The 16,651-nt window shown below is 62.1% G+C and carries 19 protein-coding genes and 1 pseudogene; 9 read left to right on the forward strand and 11 right to left on the reverse strand.

Annotated elements, in window-relative coordinates; all coding sequences use genetic code 11:
* Positions 1 to 62: 62 nt before the first annotated feature.
* Entirely contained in the window at positions 63 to 722 is a 660-nt protein-coding gene (locus EN932_RS12095) for a DUF2726 domain-containing protein (RefSeq protein ID WP_027160404.1), read from the reverse strand.
* Positions 723 to 887: 165 nt separating this feature from the next.
* Here EN932_RS12095 and EN932_RS12100 point away from each other — a divergent pair, with 165 nt between their 5' ends.
* Positions 888 to 1,436, forward strand: coding sequence for an ankyrin repeat domain-containing protein (locus EN932_RS12100; RefSeq protein ID WP_027160405.1), 549 nt, complete (start codon positions 888 to 890; stop codon positions 1,434 to 1,436).
* Between the two features lie 48 nt (positions 1,437 to 1,484).
* On the opposite strand, the gene EN932_RS12105 is transcribed toward EN932_RS12100, so the two are convergent.
* Both EN932_RS12105 and EN932_RS12110 read right to left on the reverse strand, forming a co-directional pair.
* Positions 1,485 to 2,012: a gamma carbonic anhydrase family protein gene (locus tag EN932_RS12105; protein ID WP_027160406.1), complete on the reverse strand. Its 528-nt coding sequence runs from the start codon at positions 2,010 to 2,012 to the stop codon at positions 1,485 to 1,487.
* A gap of 19 nt (positions 2,013 to 2,031) precedes the next feature.
* Complete coding sequence (locus EN932_RS12110; protein ID WP_013531336.1) at positions 2,032 to 2,373, reverse strand: hypothetical protein; 342 nt, start codon at positions 2,371 to 2,373, stop codon at positions 2,032 to 2,034.
* Positions 2,374 to 2,498: 125 nt separating this feature from the next.
* On the opposite strand from EN932_RS12110, the gene EN932_RS12115 reads away from it, so the two are divergent.
* Complete coding sequence (locus tag EN932_RS12115) at positions 2,499 to 3,224, forward strand: hypothetical protein (protein WP_024503873.1); 726 nt, start codon at positions 2,499 to 2,501, stop codon at positions 3,222 to 3,224.
* Between the two features lie 62 nt (positions 3,225 to 3,286).
* Here the strand turns inward: EN932_RS12115 and EN932_RS12120 are convergent, their stop codons facing one another.
* Positions 3,287 to 3,490 carry a DUF3126 family protein gene (locus tag EN932_RS12120; RefSeq protein WP_013531334.1) on the reverse strand — a complete coding sequence of 68 codons (204 nt, stop codon included), beginning with the start codon at positions 3,488 to 3,490 and terminating at the stop codon, positions 3,287 to 3,289.
* 311 nt (positions 3,491 to 3,801) lie between these two features.
* Entirely contained in the window at positions 3,802 to 4,650 is an 849-nt protein-coding gene (cysE, locus tag EN932_RS12125; RefSeq protein ID WP_013531333.1) for a serine O-acetyltransferase, read from the reverse strand.
* 147 nt (positions 4,651 to 4,797) lie between these two features.
* On the opposite strand from cysE, the gene EN932_RS12130 reads away from it, so the two are divergent.
* A complete protein-coding gene (locus EN932_RS12130) occupies positions 4,798 to 5,400 on the forward strand; it encodes a hypothetical protein (protein ID WP_013531332.1) in 603 nt (200 codons plus the stop codon).
* An 85-nt stretch (positions 5,401 to 5,485) separates the two neighbouring features.
* Here EN932_RS12130 and EN932_RS12135 read toward each other — a convergent pair whose 3' ends face one another.
* The 3 genes from EN932_RS12135 to EN932_RS12145 are packed head-to-tail and all read right to left on the reverse strand — an operon-like array spanning position 5,486 to position 7,434.
* On the reverse strand, positions 5,486 to 6,253 hold the full coding sequence (locus EN932_RS12135; RefSeq protein ID WP_164753911.1) for an alpha/beta hydrolase: 768 nt from the start codon (positions 6,251 to 6,253) through the stop codon (positions 5,486 to 5,488).
* 20 nt (positions 6,254 to 6,273) lie between these two features.
* Positions 6,274 to 6,834 carry a DUF192 domain-containing protein gene (locus EN932_RS12140; protein ID WP_027160409.1) on the reverse strand — a complete coding sequence of 187 codons (561 nt, stop codon included), beginning with the start codon at positions 6,832 to 6,834 and terminating at the stop codon, positions 6,274 to 6,276.
* A gap of 24 nt (positions 6,835 to 6,858) precedes the next feature.
* On the reverse strand, positions 6,859 to 7,434 hold the full coding sequence (locus EN932_RS12145) for a cold-shock protein (RefSeq protein ID WP_174564974.1): 576 nt from the start codon (positions 7,432 to 7,434) through the stop codon (positions 6,859 to 6,861).
* A 238-nt stretch (positions 7,435 to 7,672) separates the two neighbouring features.
* On the opposite strand from EN932_RS12145, the gene gloA reads away from it, so the two are divergent.
* A complete protein-coding gene (gene gloA / locus EN932_RS12150; RefSeq protein WP_063172309.1) occupies positions 7,673 to 8,113 on the forward strand; it encodes a lactoylglutathione lyase in 441 nt (146 codons plus the stop codon).
* A gap of 146 nt (positions 8,114 to 8,259) precedes the next feature.
* Positions 8,260 to 8,550 carry a DUF2218 domain-containing protein gene (locus EN932_RS12155; protein ID WP_027160411.1) on the forward strand — a complete coding sequence of 97 codons (291 nt, stop codon included), beginning with the start codon at positions 8,260 to 8,262 and terminating at the stop codon, positions 8,548 to 8,550.
* Between the two features lie 14 nt (positions 8,551 to 8,564).
* On the opposite strand, the gene EN932_RS12160 is transcribed toward EN932_RS12155, so the two are convergent.
* A complete protein-coding gene (locus EN932_RS12160; RefSeq protein ID WP_128368855.1) occupies positions 8,565 to 9,119 on the reverse strand; it encodes a DUF1697 domain-containing protein in 555 nt (184 codons plus the stop codon).
* 8 nt (positions 9,120 to 9,127) lie between these two features.
* On the reverse strand, positions 9,128 to 10,384 hold the full coding sequence (ilvA, locus tag EN932_RS12165; RefSeq protein ID WP_024503866.1) for a threonine ammonia-lyase IlvA: 1,257 nt from the start codon (positions 10,382 to 10,384) through the stop codon (positions 9,128 to 9,130).
* A gap of 467 nt (positions 10,385 to 10,851) precedes the next feature.
* Between ilvA and EN932_RS12170 the strand changes: the two genes are divergently transcribed.
* Both EN932_RS12170 and EN932_RS12175 read left to right on the forward strand, forming a co-directional pair.
* Complete coding sequence (locus EN932_RS12170; protein WP_013531324.1) at positions 10,852 to 11,925, forward strand: alpha/beta hydrolase; 1,074 nt, start codon at positions 10,852 to 10,854, stop codon at positions 11,923 to 11,925.
* Positions 11,926 to 12,062: 137 nt separating this feature from the next.
* Positions 12,063 to 13,226: an alpha/beta hydrolase gene (locus EN932_RS12175; protein ID WP_024503865.1), complete on the forward strand. Its 1,164-nt coding sequence runs from the start codon at positions 12,063 to 12,065 to the stop codon at positions 13,224 to 13,226.
* A 161-nt stretch (positions 13,227 to 13,387) separates the two neighbouring features.
* On the opposite strand, the gene ade is transcribed toward EN932_RS12175, so the two are convergent.
* On the reverse strand, positions 13,388 to 15,196 hold the full coding sequence (gene ade / locus EN932_RS12180) for an adenine deaminase (protein WP_127369396.1): 1,809 nt from the start codon (positions 15,194 to 15,196) through the stop codon (positions 13,388 to 13,390).
* Between the two features lie 147 nt (positions 15,197 to 15,343).
* Between ade and EN932_RS12185 the strand changes: the two genes are divergently transcribed.
* Together EN932_RS12185 and EN932_RS12190 are read left to right on the forward strand one after the other, a co-directional pair.
* Positions 15,344 to 16,195: an alpha/beta fold hydrolase gene (locus EN932_RS12185; RefSeq protein WP_127369395.1), complete on the forward strand. Its 852-nt coding sequence runs from the start codon at positions 15,344 to 15,346 to the stop codon at positions 16,193 to 16,195.
* A 94-nt stretch (positions 16,196 to 16,289) separates the two neighbouring features.
* Positions 16,290 to 16,651: pseudogene (locus tag EN932_RS12190) on the forward strand (porin family protein); the annotation flags it as partial.

Raw genomic sequence — 16,651 nt, forward strand, 5'->3', positions numbered from 1 at the left:
TTCTGGCTATGGCCGTTCGAAAACCAATCAGGTTCCGAGAAATCTGCGTTGCAAAAGGTCAGCTATTGCGGTGCGGTGGGCTTGTCCACCAGCCTCTCAACCAGTCGCCTGAGTTCCGAAGGTGTCGTGTGACCGCCGACGATCTCATGGTAACTGATGCCAGCACGTCGCAGCGCTTCCTTTTTGACCGCATCACGTGCTGCTGCTGTGCCTTGGTGATGCGCATGGCCTTGGTATTCGAGCGCATGTCGAGGCAGACAAGTCTCGTCCACAAGAAGAAGGTCCACTCGTTTCGAGTTGATGCAGCTGTAGGCGTCAGCGTTCGCGCTGCGCAAAATTTCGCCCAGTGACACTTGGGCCATCACCTGCCATCCCGGATTGCAGCTGATCACCATGCGATCAAGTTCCTTGAAGACGCGCACTTCACTCCTGTTGAGGAGCGGTTGAATAGTGAAGCTCGCACCCATGACGATCCGCAACTGGTCAGCAGGATCAGTCGGTTTCGGTGGCGCGGAAACAGGCTTCGGGGCAACCCATAGGCCGCTAAGAATGTCGCCCCCTCTGCGCTCTCTCGCCCAGCGCCTGCTATTGCTCTCCCTCCATGCCTGCCTCCGTTTCCTCGATAGGAGACGTTCCAAGGCCATACCAATGAAGACGCCAGCTAACAGAATGCAAATTAGCGAAAGAATTTGCTGCGTTTGCTCACTGAGCTGGAATGGCATGCCGGAAAGCTACCTCCGCGATGCAGATTATTATTCAGCGATGACTTATATCAGTGAAATGGTATGCGCATCGTCGACCTACTGGACGCATCGGACGACCGCCTTTCCACGCGCAGGGGATCGGGGCAATATAGGCCGTTGGTTTCCGCCTTCTGGAACACGGCGATGTTGGAAATCCCGGAAGATCGATGCGAGCGTCATCGCCTCTTCAAGGCGATCGACGATGCCTTCAAGGCCGGCGACTTCGACGGCCTCGGTCTAGCCTTGGGCGGCTCTTCCCGATGGTTCGACGAGCGCATGCCGTTTGAGTTCGGCCTTGGGCATCCGCTGGAATATGCGATCTATTGGAGCCCCGTCAGCTTCATCTCGATCTTGCTGGAGGCGGGCTCGGATCCGAATTATCAGGATCATGGCGGGTTTCCGTCCATCATTGCGGCGCTGTCCACCGATCGCGCCAATAGGCTGGACATCGTGCGGGTGCTGATCGAAGCTGGCGCCGACCCCAACATGCGGGGCGTCAACGACTGGACTCCGCTGCACTATTCGGTGGCCATCCGCAGTGTCGATGCGATCCGCCTGCTTTTGGCGGCGGGCGCCGACCCGGCGCTCGAAACCCGCATCGATGACTACAGGACCGCGATCAAGGAAGCCGAGATTGCCGGCTTTGAAGGCGGTGCTTCCTTGCTGCGCGATGCGATGGCTGGGCGCAACTGACGGACAGTGAGTTGAGGCGCTAAGAAACCAGCAAATGCCAGGCTAGCCTCAAACCTTCTTCAACCCCGCCTTGAAGCGCTTGCCGTTGGCGACATAATGCGCCGCCGAGCCGCGCAACCTTGCCACGGCCGCGTCGTCCAGCACCCTGATCGCCTTGGCGGGCGAGCCGACGATCAGCGAATTGTCCGGGAATTCCTTGCCCTCGGTAACCAGCGCACCGGCGCCGACCAGGCAATTCCTGCCGATTTTCGCGCCGTTCAGCACGATGGCGCCCATGCCGATCAGGCTGTTGTCGCCGATCGTGCAGCCATGCAGCAAGGCGCGGTGGCCGATCGTGCAGCCTTCGCCGATCGTCAGCGGAAAACCGGGATCGGTGTGCATGACCGTATGTTCCTGCACGTTGGTGTCGGCACCGATGACGATGGGCTCATTGTCGCCGCGGATGACGGCGCCGAACCAGAAGCCGGCATTGCGTCCGACCCTGACGTCGCCGATCAGCGTCGCATCGGGCGCGATCCAGTTCGAGTCCGCATCGGCGAAGCTGGGCTCTGTTCCATCGATCGCATAAAGCGGCATTTCTGGTCTCCGAATCGTCTCAGCCTGGCAGCTCGGACCCTAGGAGACGGACCGACCATGAGGCAATGGCAAGCACGACGACGCCCAGCGCCAAGGTCCACGCAATTGCCGTGCAGCCGCAGGACATCAGCGCCAACGTTGAAATGCGGCGCTGACGCCGGGCATCGATGGCGTCGTTGACCAGCATGAACGGTCCCGCACAGGCCGTGGCGAGCAGCGAGCGCAAGACATGTGACGGCGACACATAGGGTTCGGTGAAGGCGACCTTGCGGCCCGACACCAGTTCCATGGCCGATCCGGCCAGCCCGCAGGCCGTCAACCCGACGGCAAAAGCAAAGAGTGTGAGTTCCAGCGGTCCCATCTTAACTTTCCGTTTACCATGAAATTGCACAGTCGTTCCATGCAGGCTGCAAGAGCCATGCCGTGCGATGTGTGCCGCCCGGGGACACTGGAGGCGGACGGGCGGCCCGAGATCCGAGGACTGAGATGAAGCAGGCAGCGCTCGCCAACGAACTCACCGTGGTCGATTCCACGCTGATGAAGCGGGTGCTCTACGGGTTCGCGGCGCTCGCCCTGTTGTCGGTGGCGATCAGCCTTGCCGGCAAATGGTTCGGCCATTCGATCGCCATGGCCGGATACACCGACGACGCAACGGCCCACCAGGTGGTGATCGGCAACAATGTCATCACGGTCCCGGCCAATGCCATCCGTTTCGCCCAGGCCCGGCGCGACGGCATCGCCTCGCGGCTCGACCTCTATCTGCGCTATCCCCAGATGGACGGCTACAGCGAGGCCGCGCGGGATGATTTCAACCATACGGGAACAGCCAAAAGCATCGTCTTCCTGTCCTTCGAACAGCAGATGATGTCGCGTGACATGAGCGGCCGCTTCGCGCCGATCTACAGCGCGCTGATCACCCGACCCGGCACTGCCGGGCCTGGCGGCACGATGATTTATGGTTTCAACGAGAAATCAGGCTATCTGAACGAGGTGCTGGTTGTCGGCAATCGCCCCGGCAAGGAGCCGTTCGTGGCCCGTTGCCTGAGCGGGCCGAGTGCCGACCAATCGCTGGCGCCTTGCGAGCGCGACATCCAGGTCGGCGACGAACTCAGCCTCACCTATCGCTTCCCAAGGGAGTTTCTGGGCGATTGGCAGGCGCTCGACGCGGCAATCGCCACCGAAGCCGGGCGCGTTCTGAAGGCGGGACGTTAAGAACGCTTCAAGGGAACCGGCTGGCCGGCCGCATGAGCCGGCCGACCGCAAGATTTGCTGGCTCAGGCCAGATCGATGTCGAGAATCGCCATCGAAAAATTGTAGTCGCCGTCGTCCTCGTCCTTGAAGACGATGCCGAGGAATTCGTCGCCGACATAGACCTCGGCCGAATCGTCCTTGCGCGGCCGCGCCTTGACCTCAAGCTTGGGGTTTTGGAAGACGCGCTTGAAATAGGCGTCCAGCTTTCTGATTTCGTCCGGCTTCAACAGTCTTCTCCGATCATCGGGCTTGCTCGTTCGAACGCGCTTCTGGCACGTCGACAATGGCGATGTAAAGGCAAGCGGCCTGATTAAGGTCTGTTGATATTCACGTGAGGCCGGCCTGCAAATGGCGGTTTCCTGCGCTTCCCCGTTCTACCGCGTCGCGGTAGAACTGTGCTCACGTACCCAAACGTACGCTCCGCTCCGGTTCTCGGAACCCACCATTTTCGGCTCGGCCTGACCTGAATCTCAAAAGACCTTGGGCGAGAACAATCGCCCATGTCTGCCCACGGCCTCAGGCAGCGGACATATGACGGTCAGATGTCGAAACTGACGACCTGATCCATCGTCTGCGACGGCAAAAGCTGGTCCATCTGGCGCGACGGCTGATCGCAGCCGGTCTCGCCGACGACGCGGGCCGGCACGCCGGCAACCGTCTTGTTGTGAGGTACGGGCGACAGCACCACCGAGCCTGCCGCGATCTTCGAGCAATGGCCGATTTCGATGTTGCCGAGGATCTTGGCGCCGGCGCCGATCAGCACGCCGTAGCGGATCTTGGGGTGGCGGTCGCCGCCGGCCTTGCCGGTGCCGCCCAGCGTCACGCCATGCAGGATCGACACGTCATCCTCGATGACCGCGGTCTCGCCGACCACGAGGCCGGTTGCGTGGTCGATGAAGATGCCCTTGCCGATGCGGGCGGCCGGGTTGATGTCGGTCTGGAAGACCGAGGACGAGCGGCTCTGCAGATAGAGCGCGAAATCCTTGCGCCCCTGGTTCCACAGCCAATGCGCCAGCCGATGGGTCTGGATGGCGTGGAACCCCTTGAAATAGAGCACCGGCATGATGAAGCGGTCGCAGGCAGGATCGCGATCGTAATAGGCCTGGATGTCGACACGTACCGTCGTCGGCCACTCCTTGTCGTCGGCCAGCATGGACTTGAAGGTCTGGCGGATGAGATCGGAGCCGATGTCCTGGTGCGCCAGCCGCTCGGCCAGCCGATGAATGACTGCTTCTTCCAGGCTGTCCTGGTTGAGGATGGTCGAATAGAGAAATGCAGCGAGCAGCGGGTCGCGGTTGACAGCCTCCATGGCCTCGTCCCGGATCGAACGCCAGATCGGATCGACCGGCTTCAATGCGCTGTGTCGGGAAATGCTGATGCTGTTCATCGCCGTCTCGTCCTGCGTCCTGCCTGGCCTGCCTGTTGTGCTTGCCTGTTGCCTGGCCGCACATATAAGCCAGATCATAGCACGATTGAACTCAATTTTCCTTAGTGCTTTGTCAAATGGATTTGGTTCGCGGGAATTCAAGCAGCCATGGAAAACGAACCCTTGATCGACGACGCGCTGAAAAGCGAGCTCTCAGGGCTCTACCGGGCACAGGGCCGCCACTACCACAACCTTGCCCATATCGAGGCGATGCTGGCGCTGGCTGGCGACTATCGAAGGTTGCTGGCCGATCCCGAGGCGATCGAAGCGGCGATCTGGTTCCACGATGCCGTCTATGACAGCAAGGCCAAGGACAATGAGGCGCAAAGTGCCGCCCTTGCCGAAAAAAAGCTGGCGGGCCGCGCAGATCCTTCACGTATCAACCGCATCTCGGCAATGATCGTCGCCACCGCCACGCACCAGGTGCCGCCGTTCGACGACGCGACGGCCACACGGGACGCAAGTCTTTTCCTGGATATGGACCTGTCGATCCTGGGTGCCGCACCGGACGCCTTCGACGCCTATGAGCGCGCCGTGCGGCGCGAGTACCACTGGGTGGAGGAGCCGATGTGGCGAGCCGGACGCAGTGCGGTCTTGAAGAGTTTCCTCGCCCGCCCGCATATCTTCCACACGCAAGAGTTTCGCCAGCGCTTCGAACCGCAGGCCCGGGAAAACATCGCGCGATCGCTGGCGGCCCTTGCAAACGGCTAAGGACAATCAGGATAAGCGCCTATCACGATGCCAAGCAGCCTCGTCCCCGACTACGGCACTGCTTCTCGCTGCCCTGGCCCTCCGCTCAGAGCGGATTTTCGGCATAGAACTCCAGCACGCGCTGCTTGAAGGTCTTGTCCCCGACGGCCAGCATATGGTCCCGGCCCTCGATATGAAAAGCGCTGGCGTTCGGCATCAACGCTGCAAGCTCATCGGGCGAGCCGCCTATGTCGTCGGTGGTTCCGACGGCGACCAGCGTCGGCTGGGCGATGCGGGCAACATCCTGCTCGCTCAGCAATTCGCGCGATTTGGCGATGCAAGCCGCCAAGGCACGGCGATCGCTGCGGGTCTGGTCGGCGAAGGCGCGAAACGACCGGCCGCGCGGATGGCTGGTCGCGGCCGGATCTTCGGCAAGCAGCGCGTCGGCAATCGGATCCCAATCGCCGACACCGTCGATCATGCCGATGCCGAGGCCGCCGAAGACCAGCGTCGCCACCTTGTCCGGATCGGACAGCGCCATGAACGCCGCGATGCGCGCGCCCATCGAATAACCCATGACGTGGGCGCGCTCGATGCCGAGATGGTCGAGCAAGGCAGTGGCATCGGAGGCCATCTTGACCGGCGTATAGTCCGCCTCATCATAGCTCTTGGACGACGCGCCGTGGCCGCGATTGTCAAAGGCGATGGCGCGGTAACCGGCATCGTTCAGCGTCTTGAACCAGCCGGGCGACACCCAGTTGACATAGTGGCTCGAAGCGAAGCCGTGGATCATCAGCACCGGATCGCCCTCGCCCGATTCCGGCTGGCGGTCGAGGAAGGCAAGGTCGAAGCCGTCATGGGTGAAAGACTGCATCTGCGATCCCGCCTGTGTGCTCAACCGCCACCGCCATTGGGTGCATCGCCATTGTCGGCTGGTGGCATGCCGGGGCCGGACACCGTGCCCACCGCCGGATGGCGCAAAAGGTCGCCATACTCGATGCCGTTCCTGGCGGCAGTGCCTGCCTTGAGCTCAAGCACGAAACGCACCGGTACACCAGGCGAAATGACGGCGTCTGATTGCGGCTCGCCGTGCTTGACCGCCCGGATCTTGCCATCCTGGCCGACAAAAATCAGATCAAGCGGCATCGGGGTGTTGTGCATCCAGAAGCCAACCTGCTGCTGGACCTCGAAGACGAACAGCATGCCGTGGTTGTCCGCCATATCCTGGCGATACATCAAGCCAGCCTCGCGCTCCGCGGCGGTGTCGGCGACTTCGATGGAGAAAGAGCGATCACCGCCTTTCGTCACCACGACCAATGGCGCCGGATCGGCCGGAAGGATCATTGCCCGGCTGTCCGCCGAGGTCGGCTTTTCGGAATAGAAGTAACCACCGGCGGCGGCGATGAAGGCAATCGCGCACATCGCGCCCGCGGTCAGCCAGTTCCTGTAAGCCATTCGAGATCCTCGGCCGGAAACGCCTTAGTGCGAGACCGGCAAGGTCCCCATATCGGGGTGAATTTCGGCGGCCATAAGGCCTTTGTCGCCGCGCCCGAAACGAACCAGCACGACCTGTCCGGGCCGAAGCTCGGTGATACCGTAACGGCGCAAGGTCTCCATATGGACGAAGATATCCTCGGTACCCTCGCCGCGGGTGAGAAAACCAAACCCCTTGGTGCGGTTGAACCATTTCACCAAGGCGCGTTCGAGACCGCTCTCCGGCGTCACCGCGACATGGGTGCGCTGCTCCTGCATCTCGGCCGGGTGGACCGCGGTGGTGACATCCATGGAGAGCACACGGAAGGCCTGCAATCCGCGCTCGCCATGCTTGACGAGGCAGACCACACGCGCGCCTTCCAGGGCCGTCTGAAAGCCGTCTCTTCGAAGACATGTCACATGGAGGAGGATGTCGCCCGAGATGCCGTCATCCGGGAGGATGAAACCATAACCCTTGGCCACATCGAACCACTTGATGGCGCCGGCTACTTCGAGCAGATCAGAAGCGTCGCCGCCTTCGTCACGCTGCAAGGCGTCGCCAAGGGTTCCGTCCCGCCCCATGAAAGAGGCCTTTTCCCCCATAAGAATGCCCCCTCTTTTCAAGAACACCGCAACTGATTCTTGCCAACAGATTAACACTGCGGCTTCCGGTGTGTGCAAGACCTGCCGTGCCTTTTTTCACGGTTCATTGGGGCAATACCGGATTTGTTCTTTGCCGGCATTGCGCACCGCCGCACGATTGCCCTTTGACAGGGCCGACCCTATGTTGCGCCGCAACGCAATTTATCGAGGAAATCACATGCGCTATCTGCACACCATGATCCGTGTCGCCGACGTCGATGCCTCGCTCGACTTCTACTGCAATAAGCTCGGCCTCAAGGAAGTGCGCCGCTACGAAAACGAGCAGGGCCGCTTCACGCTGATCTTCCTCGCCGCACCGGAAGACGAGGAGAGCGGCATCAATGAAAAGGCACCGCTGGTCGAACTGACCTACAATTGGGATCCCGAAGACTACAAGGGCGGGCGCAATTTCGGCCACCTCGCTTATGAGGTCGACGACATCTACGCCACCTGCCAGCATCTGATGGACAATGGCGTCACCATCAACCGGCCGCCGCGCGACGGCAACATGGCTTTCGTCAAGTCGCCGGACGGCATCTCGATCGAGCTTTTGCAGAAAGGCCCGGCCAAGGCCAAGGCCGAGCCTTGGGCTTCGATGGCGAACACCGGAAGCTGGTAGCCGATCACGCTGTCTTGAGCGGACAATGCCAGGCTGACGGCCCCGCTACCGTTTGGTTTTTCAGGGGCGGCGCCTATCTGTCTGGCTGAGGCGCCAGGCTTGGGCCGGCGCCCAGCCATGCAAAAGGCGCTTGCCCAGGAGAATTCATGCCGACCAGCCATGCCGACGTCGCCACCGAACATGCCAGCCGCTACCTGCAGCAGTTGTGCAAGCACTGGGCACACAAATTCCCGGTCGAGTTCGATCCCACCCATGGCACCATCGATCTCTCAATGGGCCGTACCGTCATGGCTGCCGATGCCGCAGCGCTGCATGTCACGGTGTCGACTGACGAAGCAGGATCGATCGAGCGCCTGGAAAGCGTTGTCGCCGATCACATCAAGCGCTTTGCTTTCCGCGAAGAACTGACCTTCGACTGGAAACCAACTTCCGCCTAGCCGGCCAACTACTTCTAACCGGCGTGTGCGGCCATCTCCAGCAGCGCCTGCACCGAGCGCCAATTGCGCGCGGTACCCGGCACTTTCAGCGTGCGCGGGATCAGCCCGGCAAACACCGATTTGCCCAGCCCATTCGGTGCGCTGAGGTAGAGCACATCGCCCTTGATCGCGAAGCGTTCGGGGCCGGTGCACTTTTCGGTCAGCCGCGCCACCTCATCGGCGGTCGGCTCGCGTTCCAGCACATAGGCGTGCAGCTTCGTGTGGTCCGCGGCAATTTCCGGATAGGGATTTTCGCGCACCAGCTTCTCGAACCAGGAGAGATCGCGCACCACGATGCGCGAATGGAACCCCCATTTCGTCTCGAAGGCTGCTTCGAGCAGGTTCGCCAGTGCCGCCGCGTCGCCTTTCTTCGCCCGGAACACGGCATTGCCGCTCTGCACGTAGGTGGCGACGTCGGAAAAGCCGAGGCCCTCGAAGAACGACCGCAGCTCCGCCATCTTGACGATGCGGTTGCCGCCGACATTGATGCCCGAAAACAGCGCGACGAAGACTTTTCCCGGATCAATCATTCGATCGCTCATATGATGAACCCGGCCAGTGTCTCGTTGTCGGTGATGTCCTGATACTGGACGCCCTCGGCCTCGAACTTCGCCTTGAGCAGATCGAAATTGCGACGGTCCCTGGTTTCGATGCCGATCAGCACCGAACCAAAATTGCGCGCCGATTTCTTCAGATATTCGAAACGGGCGATGTCGTCGTCGGGTCCGAGCAGTTCGAGGAAATCGCGCAGCGCGCCCGGCCGCTGCGGAAAACGGATGATGAAGTATTTCTTCAAACCCTCGAAGCGCAACGCCCGTTCCTTGACGTCCGGAAGCCGCTCGAAATCGAAATTGCCGCCCGAAACCACGGCGACGATTGTCTTGCCCCTGATCTCCTTCTTGGAGAAATCCTTGAGCGCATCGATCGCCAACGCGCCAGCCGGCTCCAGCACGACGCCTTCGACGTTGAGCATCTCGATCATGGTGGCGCAGAGCCTATTTTCCGGGATTAGCCGCACCGTGTCGGCCGGAAAATCCTTGAGATGACGCAACGGCTCGCGGCCGATCTCGGCCACCGCGGCGCCATCGACGAAATTATCGACCTTGGCGAGCTTGAGCCGTTTCCCCGCCGCGAGGCTCTCGCGCAGGCTCGGCGCGCCTGCCGGTTCGCAGAAGACGAAGCGTGCTTCCCTGCCCTGATCGGCGAAATAGTGGGTGACGCCCGCGGCAAGTCCGCCACCGCCGACCGGCAGCATGACGATATCGGGCATGCGGGCGCCCGGCATCTGGTCCGCGATCTCGTAGGCGACGGTTGCCTGGCCCTCGATGATGTCCTTGTGATCGAAAGGCGGCACCATATGGGCGCCGGAACTGTCGGTGAATTCCAGGGCAGCGCGATAGCAATCGTCGAAGAAATCGCCGACCAGTCTGATCTCGATGAAATCGCCGCCGAACAGCCTGGTCTTGTCGATCTTCTGCTGCGGCGTCGTCACCGGCATGAACACGACGCCTCGCCTGCCGAAATGGCGGCAGACGAAAGCAAAGCCCTGCGCGTGGTTGCCGGCGGACGCGCAGACGAACAGTTCGGCCTCGTTGCCGGCCGCCAGTGTCTTGCGGAAGAAATTGAAGGCGCCGCGGATCTTGTAGGAGCGGACCGGCGACAGATCCTCGCGCTTCAACAGCACCCGCGCACCGGTCTTTTTCGACAGATAGTCGTTTTCCTGTAGCGGCGTTTCAGGGAAGATCTGGCGGATCGCGGCGGCAGCGGCAGCAACGCGGGAAGAGAAACTGTTCATCGGAAACCACCCCTGGGGAAAATCACCTTGCGTTGCATGCTGTCCGCGGATCTCTATCATTAATCGGGTCGCGAACGTTCGGTTGTTGAGCGCCATGACCAGGTGCGGCGCGAGCCCGCCTATCACATATCCGGCTCCCCAGCGCCATCGTCCATCATTTACGTCCTTCCGGGCGGAAATTTTGCGAAATATTTTCAGCTACTTGCGGGTGCATTCTCATACCCCCTCGCATCGGGCGGTATGAAATCGCTATCTCTGCGGGGATTGGAGGGCCGGCGGCGACGCCGCTCATTGCGCACATCACGCAGCCGTTTCCCGCCATTTTGGCTTTCGCGCAACACTGCGATGGCCGCAGCGGGGCGCCGATCACATTTCGACTCGACAGGACTTAGTTCTGCCGCACTCTGCCTGTCCGGGAGGTATCGTGAGGATAGACAGGCCTTTCGGCCGGAGTTGGAAATTCAGGCGTGCCTTTGAAGAAGATTTTTACCGTTGTCCTGGCCTTGTTCGTCGCCGGCTGCGCCGGCCAGCAAACACAGGAATTGCTTGGCAGCGCCATGGTGTCGGCGCCGGTGACGGAGATCGCCGGCAACCACTCGATCTTCATCGCCACGACGCGCAAGAAATCCGACGATCCCAACAAGGTTTTCGACGGCGAACGGTCGGCGACGCTGAACTATGCCCGCGTCAACGTCACCGTTCCGGGGCTTCACAAGACCGGCCAGATCGAGCGCCGCTCGCGCGGCAAGTCGGACGACCCGGCCAAATATTTCATGGCTTCCGAGGTCGTCGGCTACGACACGCAGCCGAAATTCTCCAGCGCGCTCAACGCCGACATCGCGGCGCGCGGCGGCCGCGTCATGGTCTTCGTGCATGGCTACAACACCGGCTTCGATGCCGCCGTCTATCGCCTGACCCAGATCGTCCATGATTCCGGCTATCCCGGCACGCCAGTGCTGTTTTCCTGGGCATCGGGCGCCAGGACCACCGACTATGTCTATGACAAGGAAAGCGCCAGCGCTGCCCGCGACCAGTTGGAGGTGACGCTCAGGATGCTGGAGCAGTCCGGCGCGCGGCGCATCGACATCGTCGCACATTCGCTCGGAACCTGGGTCACCATGGAAACGCTGCGCCAGATGGCCATCACCGGCGATCGCGATCTCGGCGGTAAGCTCGGCGACGTGGTGCTGGCCTCGCCCGACATCGATGTCGACGTGTTCAAGAGCCAGATGCGGCGCTATGGCAAGCCCGACAAGCCGTTCATCCTGCTGTTATCGGACGACGACCGCGCGCTGCGGCTCTCCGGCCTGATCGCCGGTTCACGGCCGCGTGTCGGCGACTACAAGGATGCCGCCGATCTTGCCTCTTATGGCGTGACGGTCGTCGACCTGTCCAAGGTCAAGGGATCGGACAGCTTCAACCATACGAAGTTCGCCGACAATCCGACGCTGGTGAAGATGATCGGCCAGCGGCTGCGCGAGGATGACGGCTTTGCCAGCGACCGTGATGTCACCGACCGCATCAGCCTGCTTGGCCAATAGGTGCGGTCTCGCGGCCATGCCTGCCCGGCATCGCGGACGTATGGATTCACTTTGAACTGGACCGCGCCGGTCTCTGGCCTTATCGGAATAGCCAGCGACGTCACGCGTTTGACGTCCCCTTTGGCGGGAGCCTGCGTGTGACCGTGCGTTCGAAGAGCTACCTCGTCGTTGCATTGGCGCTCGCTGTCACCGGCTGCGCTGGCGGAAAAACGCACGACCTGCTCAACAGGACGACGGTCTCGGTGCCCGCATCCGACATCGCGGCCACGCATGAAATCTTCGTCGCCACCACCCGCCAGAGGGCAACAAAAGAGCCGCGACAGGTTTACGACGGCGATCGCTCGCTGACCACCAGCTTTGCCCGTGTCGACGTCACCGTTCCCAAAAGCCATCAGGTCGGCGCCATCGAGCGGGCCAAGGGATCGGCAAACAGCAATCCTGCCAAGGATTTTACCGCCAAGGACGTCACTTTCTATGAGGGCGCGCCCCAGTTCGCCAAAGCGGTCGGCGCCGACATTTCCATGCGCGGCGACCGTGCGCTGGTTTTCGTGCACGGCTTCAACAACGGTTTTGACGACGGCATCTACCGGCTGACGCAGATCGCCCACGACACCAAATATCCCGGCACCCCGGTCCTGTTCTCCTGGGCTTCGAGCGGCAAGACCACGGGTTACATCTACGACAAGGAAAGCGCCAACGCAGCGCGCGACGACCTCGAGGCGACGCTCAGGATGCTGGCCAAGACCAAGGTCAAGAGCATCGACATCATCGCCCATTCGATGGGAACCTGGGTGACCATGGAGGCGCTGCGCCAGCTTGCCATCACCGGCGACCGGGATCTCGGCGGCAAGCTCGGCTATGTCATCCTGGCCTCGCCCGACATCGATGTCGACGTCTTCAAGAAGCAGATGATCCGCTACGGCAAACCCGACAAGCCGTTCGCCATCCTGCTCTCTGCGGATGACCGGGCTCTCAAGCTCTCGTCCCTGATCTCGGGCGACAAGCCGCGCGTCGGCGACTACGGCAACGCTGCAGACCTCGCCAGCTATGGCGTGTCGGTGGTCGATCTTTCCCAGGCCAAGGGCGGCGACCGCCTCAACCACGCCAAATTCGCCGACAACCCGATGCTGGTGCAACTGCTCGGCGACCGGCTGCGGGCGCCGGCGGGCCTCGCCTCGGACGAACCCGACCCGACACAGCTCAACAATCTCGGCCAGGGCCTTGGCAAGGCCGTCGGCTCGGTCGCAGAGATCGTCATCACCACGCCGTTCAAGGTGCTGACCATCGCCACCGGCGGGTGAGCCAGCGGGCGGCATTGGCCCTAGGATTGTTGAGATTCGGGTCAGGCCGAGCCGAAAGTGGTGGTTTTCGAGAACCGGAGCGGAGCGTACTTAAGTACGTGAGCACCGGAAGCGCAGAAAATCGCTAGTTGCAGGCCGGCATGGCCTGAATATCAACAATCCTAGACGAACAGATCGACCTTCTGGAATGTCGTCACATCGATCAGGCCGACGTCGGAGATCCTGAGCTCCGGAATGACGACCAGCGCCAGCAGCGAGTGCTGCATGTAGGCGTTGTTCAGCGAACAGCCCATCTTGCGCATCGCCTCGGTGAGCTTCTCGGCCTTGGCCGCGACGATTTCCGCCCGTTCGTCCGACATCAGGCCTGCGATCGGCATTTCGACCAGCGCCAGTTCCTTGCCCTTGGAGAACAGCACGACGCCGCCACCGACCGCGCCCAGACGGTTTACCGCCAGCGCCATGTCCTGCTTGTTGGTGCCGACGCAGATGATGTGGTGGGCGTCATGCGCCACGCTGGACGCCATGGCGCAGTCGCCCATATAGCCGAAGCCCGAAACGAAGGCGTTGGTGACGCCGCCCGTGCCCCTGTGACGCTCGACCAGCGCGATCTGGCAGATGTCGTTGCGGCGGTCCATTGCGACCAGCCCGTCCTCGACCGGCAGATCGGCCTCCAGCGCGCGCGTCGGCGCCTGGTTCTCGATGACGCCGATGACACGCACCCGAACCTCGTTGGCGCCCTTGGGGGCGGCGATATCGAAGTCGTCGCCCTTCAACTTCTTGCCGAGCTTGACGGTGTTCTTCGCCGTCCGGGGGTAATCATAGGCCGGAATGTCGATTTCGAGCTTGCCGCCCTTGGCCACCCTGACGCCGCGTGCATAGACCTCGTCGATGGTCATTGCGGCGAGATCCGAGACGATCAGCAGGTCGGCCAGCCGGCCCGGCGCGATCGAGCCGATCTCGCGCTCCAGTTTGAAATGCTGGGCGGTGTTGAGCGTCGCCATCTGGATCGCCGTCACCGGCTTCAATCCCTGTTGGATGGCGTGGCGCACCACGCGGTCCATATGGCCCTCCTGGACCAGCGTGCCGGAATGGCTGTCGTCGGTGCACAGGATGAAGTTGCGCGGGTCGATTCCGCTCTCCGTCACCGCCTTGATCTGCGAGGCAACGTCGTACCAGGCCGAGCCCAGCCGCAGCATCGCCTTCATGCCCTGGCGCACGCGGGCGATGGCGTCCTCGGCGCGCGTGCCCTCATGATCGTCCTCGGGGCCGCCGGCGACGTAGCCGTGGAACGGCAGGCCGAGATCGCGCGAGGCATAGTGGCCGCCGACCGTCTTGCCTGCATGAACCGTCGCCGCGATCTCGCCCGACATCACCGGATCATTGGCGACGACGCCGGGAAAGTTCATCACTTCGCCCAGGCCGATAATGTTCTCCCAGGTCATCGCTTCCGCGACATCGGCGACCGTCAGCTCGGCGCCGGCATGTTCCAGCCCCGGCGCCGAAGGCACGCAGGACGGCATCTGCACATGCACGTTGATGGGCATGGCGACCGCTTCGTCATGCATCAGCCGCACGCCGGGCAGACCCAGAACATTGGCGATTTCATGCGGGTCGATGAACATCGAGGTAGTGCCGTGCGGAATGACGGCCCGGCAGAACTCGGTCACCGTCACCATGCCGCTCTCGACATGCATATGCGCGTCGCAGAGGCCGGGCACCAGATAACGCCCGCCGGCATCGACCACCTTGGTGCCCTGGCCGATTGCATGGCTGGCATTGGGCCCGCAATAGGCAAAGCGCCCGCCGGCAATGGCGATGTCGGTGCCGGCGATGATCTCGCCCGAATGAACGTTCACCCAGCGGCCGTTGCGCACGACCAGGTCAGCGGGTTTGCGCCCCACGGCGACATCGACCAGATGTGTCGCCATCTCGGTCCACGGTCTGGGTTTTGCGGGCGTTGCTTTCGTCATTGGCGATTCCTCGGTTGCCGCCAGTCTCGCAAATGTCGGCGGGCGCCGCCAGAGCCGTCGGTCCGACATACCGCGTCAGGGCGAGCTTGTTGACTAATCCGGCTGGAAGGCGATGCTGACCGCGAACCGAACCATATGAGGGAAGACATGACCCGTTTTTGGAAAGCGTTCGCCATCGTTATCTTGTTCGCAGCGTCGACCACTTCTGCCGTGGCCGAGGAGCGTTGGCAGACCTTGCCGGAACCAGCGGCCATGCCCAAACCCGATCAGAGCGGATACGCGCCGGTGAACGGCATCCAGATGTACTACGCCGTTTTCGGCGCGGGCGATCCGGTGCTGCTCATCCACGGCGGCCTCGGCCACGGCGACATCTGGGCCAGCCAGGTGGCCACGCTTTCCAAGACGCACAAGGTAATCGTCGCCGACAGCCGTGGCCACGGCCGCTCCACCCGCACCGAGCAGCCCTATGGCTACGACTTGATGGCATCGGACTATCTGGCGCTGCTCGACCACCTGAAGATCGACAAGACCGCGCTTGTCGGCTGGAGCGATGGCGGCATCATCGGTATCGACATCGCACTGCATCATCCGGAGCGGCTGACAAGGCTGTTCGCGCAAGCCGCCAACGTAACCACCGACGGCCTTGATCCGGGCGTGATGACCAACAAGACCTTTGCCGCCTACATCGACCGCTCCGGCCGCGACTACAAGAAGATGTCGAAAACACCGGACCAGTATGACGCCTTCGTGGCGCAGATGAGCCACATGTGGGAGAGCGAGCCGGCGTGGAGCAAGGAACAGCTTGCCCAGATAACCACGCCGACGGCGATCGTTGCCGGCGACCACGATGAGGCGATCAAGCGCGAACACACCGACTATATCGCCTCCGCCATCCCAGGTGCGAAGCTGATCGTCCTGCCCAACGCCAGTCATTTCGCCATGCTGCAAGCGCCGGATGAATATAGCCAGGCTGTGCTGGACTTCATCGATGCCAAATAGAGGATTCTGTACGGCGACAGGGGGATTGCGATTGCGGCGAATGCGGTTATCCTTCTGACGAGGATCTTTCTGAACCGTCATTTCGGGGAGTTCGATGCGTCGATTGATGGTCGCTAGTGCCGGTTTCCTTGCCGTTCTGGCCGTGCCGGCTTTTGCAGCCGACCCGGCGGTCGACGTGCCAATGACCGCGCCCGGATTCGACTGGACGGGCTATTACGCTGGTCTGCAGGCCGGCTATGGCTGGGGCCAATCCGATGTATCGGTGACAGAAGGTGCGCCATTTTCCATCGCGCCCGACATTGACGGCGGTTTTGTCGGCGGCCACGTCGCCGGCCTGTGGCAATTCGACCAGGCGGTGCTCGGCGCCGAGGCGGACCTCAACTATTCCTCGGTCGGCGGCACGACGGTATCGGCGCTGGGAAGCACATTCGGCACCGACATCAAGTGGTTCGGGTC

This window comes from Mesorhizobium sp. M7A.F.Ca.US.002.01.1.1, from assembly GCF_004022955.1.
Lineage (GTDB): Bacteria > Pseudomonadota > Alphaproteobacteria > Rhizobiales > Rhizobiaceae > Mesorhizobium > Mesorhizobium ciceri.

What these genes read in the sequence shown, in the direction of transcription:
- EN932_RS12135 (WP_164753911.1), bottom strand. Translation starts at nt 6,253, where the DNA reads ATGCAGTCTTTCACCCATGACGGCTTCGACCTTGCCTTCCTCGACCGC.
- EN932_RS12145 (WP_174564974.1), bottom strand. Translation starts at nt 7,434, where the DNA reads ATGGGGCGGGACGGAACCCTTGGCGACGCCTTGCAGCGTGACGAAGGC.
- ilvA (WP_024503866.1), bottom strand. Translation starts at nt 10,384, where the DNA reads ATGAACAGTTTCTCTTCCCGCGTTGCTGCCGCTGCCGCCGCGATCCGC.
- EN932_RS12105 (WP_027160406.1), bottom strand. Translation starts at nt 2,012, where the DNA reads ATGCCGCTTTATGCGATCGATGGAACAGAGCCCAGCTTCGCCGATGCG.
- EN932_RS12100 (WP_027160405.1), top strand. Translation starts at nt 888, where the DNA reads ATGTTGGAAATCCCGGAAGATCGATGCGAGCGTCATCGCCTCTTCAAG.
- EN932_RS12095 (WP_027160404.1), bottom strand. Translation starts at nt 722, where the DNA reads ATGCCATTCCAGCTCAGTGAGCAAACGCAGCAAATTCTTTCGCTAATT.
- cysE (WP_013531333.1), bottom strand. Translation starts at nt 4,650, where the DNA reads ATGAACAGCATCAGCATTTCCCGACACAGCGCATTGAAGCCGGTCGAT.
- EN932_RS12160 (WP_128368855.1), bottom strand. Translation starts at nt 9,119, where the DNA reads ATGATTGATCCGGGAAAAGTCTTCGTCGCGCTGTTTTCGGGCATCAAT.
- ade (WP_127369396.1), bottom strand. Translation starts at nt 15,196, where the DNA reads ATGACGAAAGCAACGCCCGCAAAACCCAGACCGTGGACCGAGATGGCG.
- EN932_RS12140 (WP_027160409.1), bottom strand. Translation starts at nt 6,834, where the DNA reads ATGGCTTACAGGAACTGGCTGACCGCGGGCGCGATGTGCGCGATTGCC.
- gloA (WP_063172309.1), top strand. Translation starts at nt 7,673, where the DNA reads ATGCGCTATCTGCACACCATGATCCGTGTCGCCGACGTCGATGCCTCG.
- EN932_RS12130 (WP_013531332.1), top strand. Translation starts at nt 4,798, where the DNA reads ATGGAAAACGAACCCTTGATCGACGACGCGCTGAAAAGCGAGCTCTCA.
- EN932_RS12185 (WP_127369395.1), top strand. Translation starts at nt 15,344, where the DNA reads ATGACCCGTTTTTGGAAAGCGTTCGCCATCGTTATCTTGTTCGCAGCG.
- EN932_RS12155 (WP_027160411.1), top strand. Translation starts at nt 8,260, where the DNA reads ATGCCGACCAGCCATGCCGACGTCGCCACCGAACATGCCAGCCGCTAC.
- EN932_RS12110 (WP_013531336.1), bottom strand. Translation starts at nt 2,373, where the DNA reads ATGGGACCGCTGGAACTCACACTCTTTGCTTTTGCCGTCGGGTTGACG.
- EN932_RS12115 (WP_024503873.1), top strand. Translation starts at nt 2,499, where the DNA reads ATGAAGCAGGCAGCGCTCGCCAACGAACTCACCGTGGTCGATTCCACG.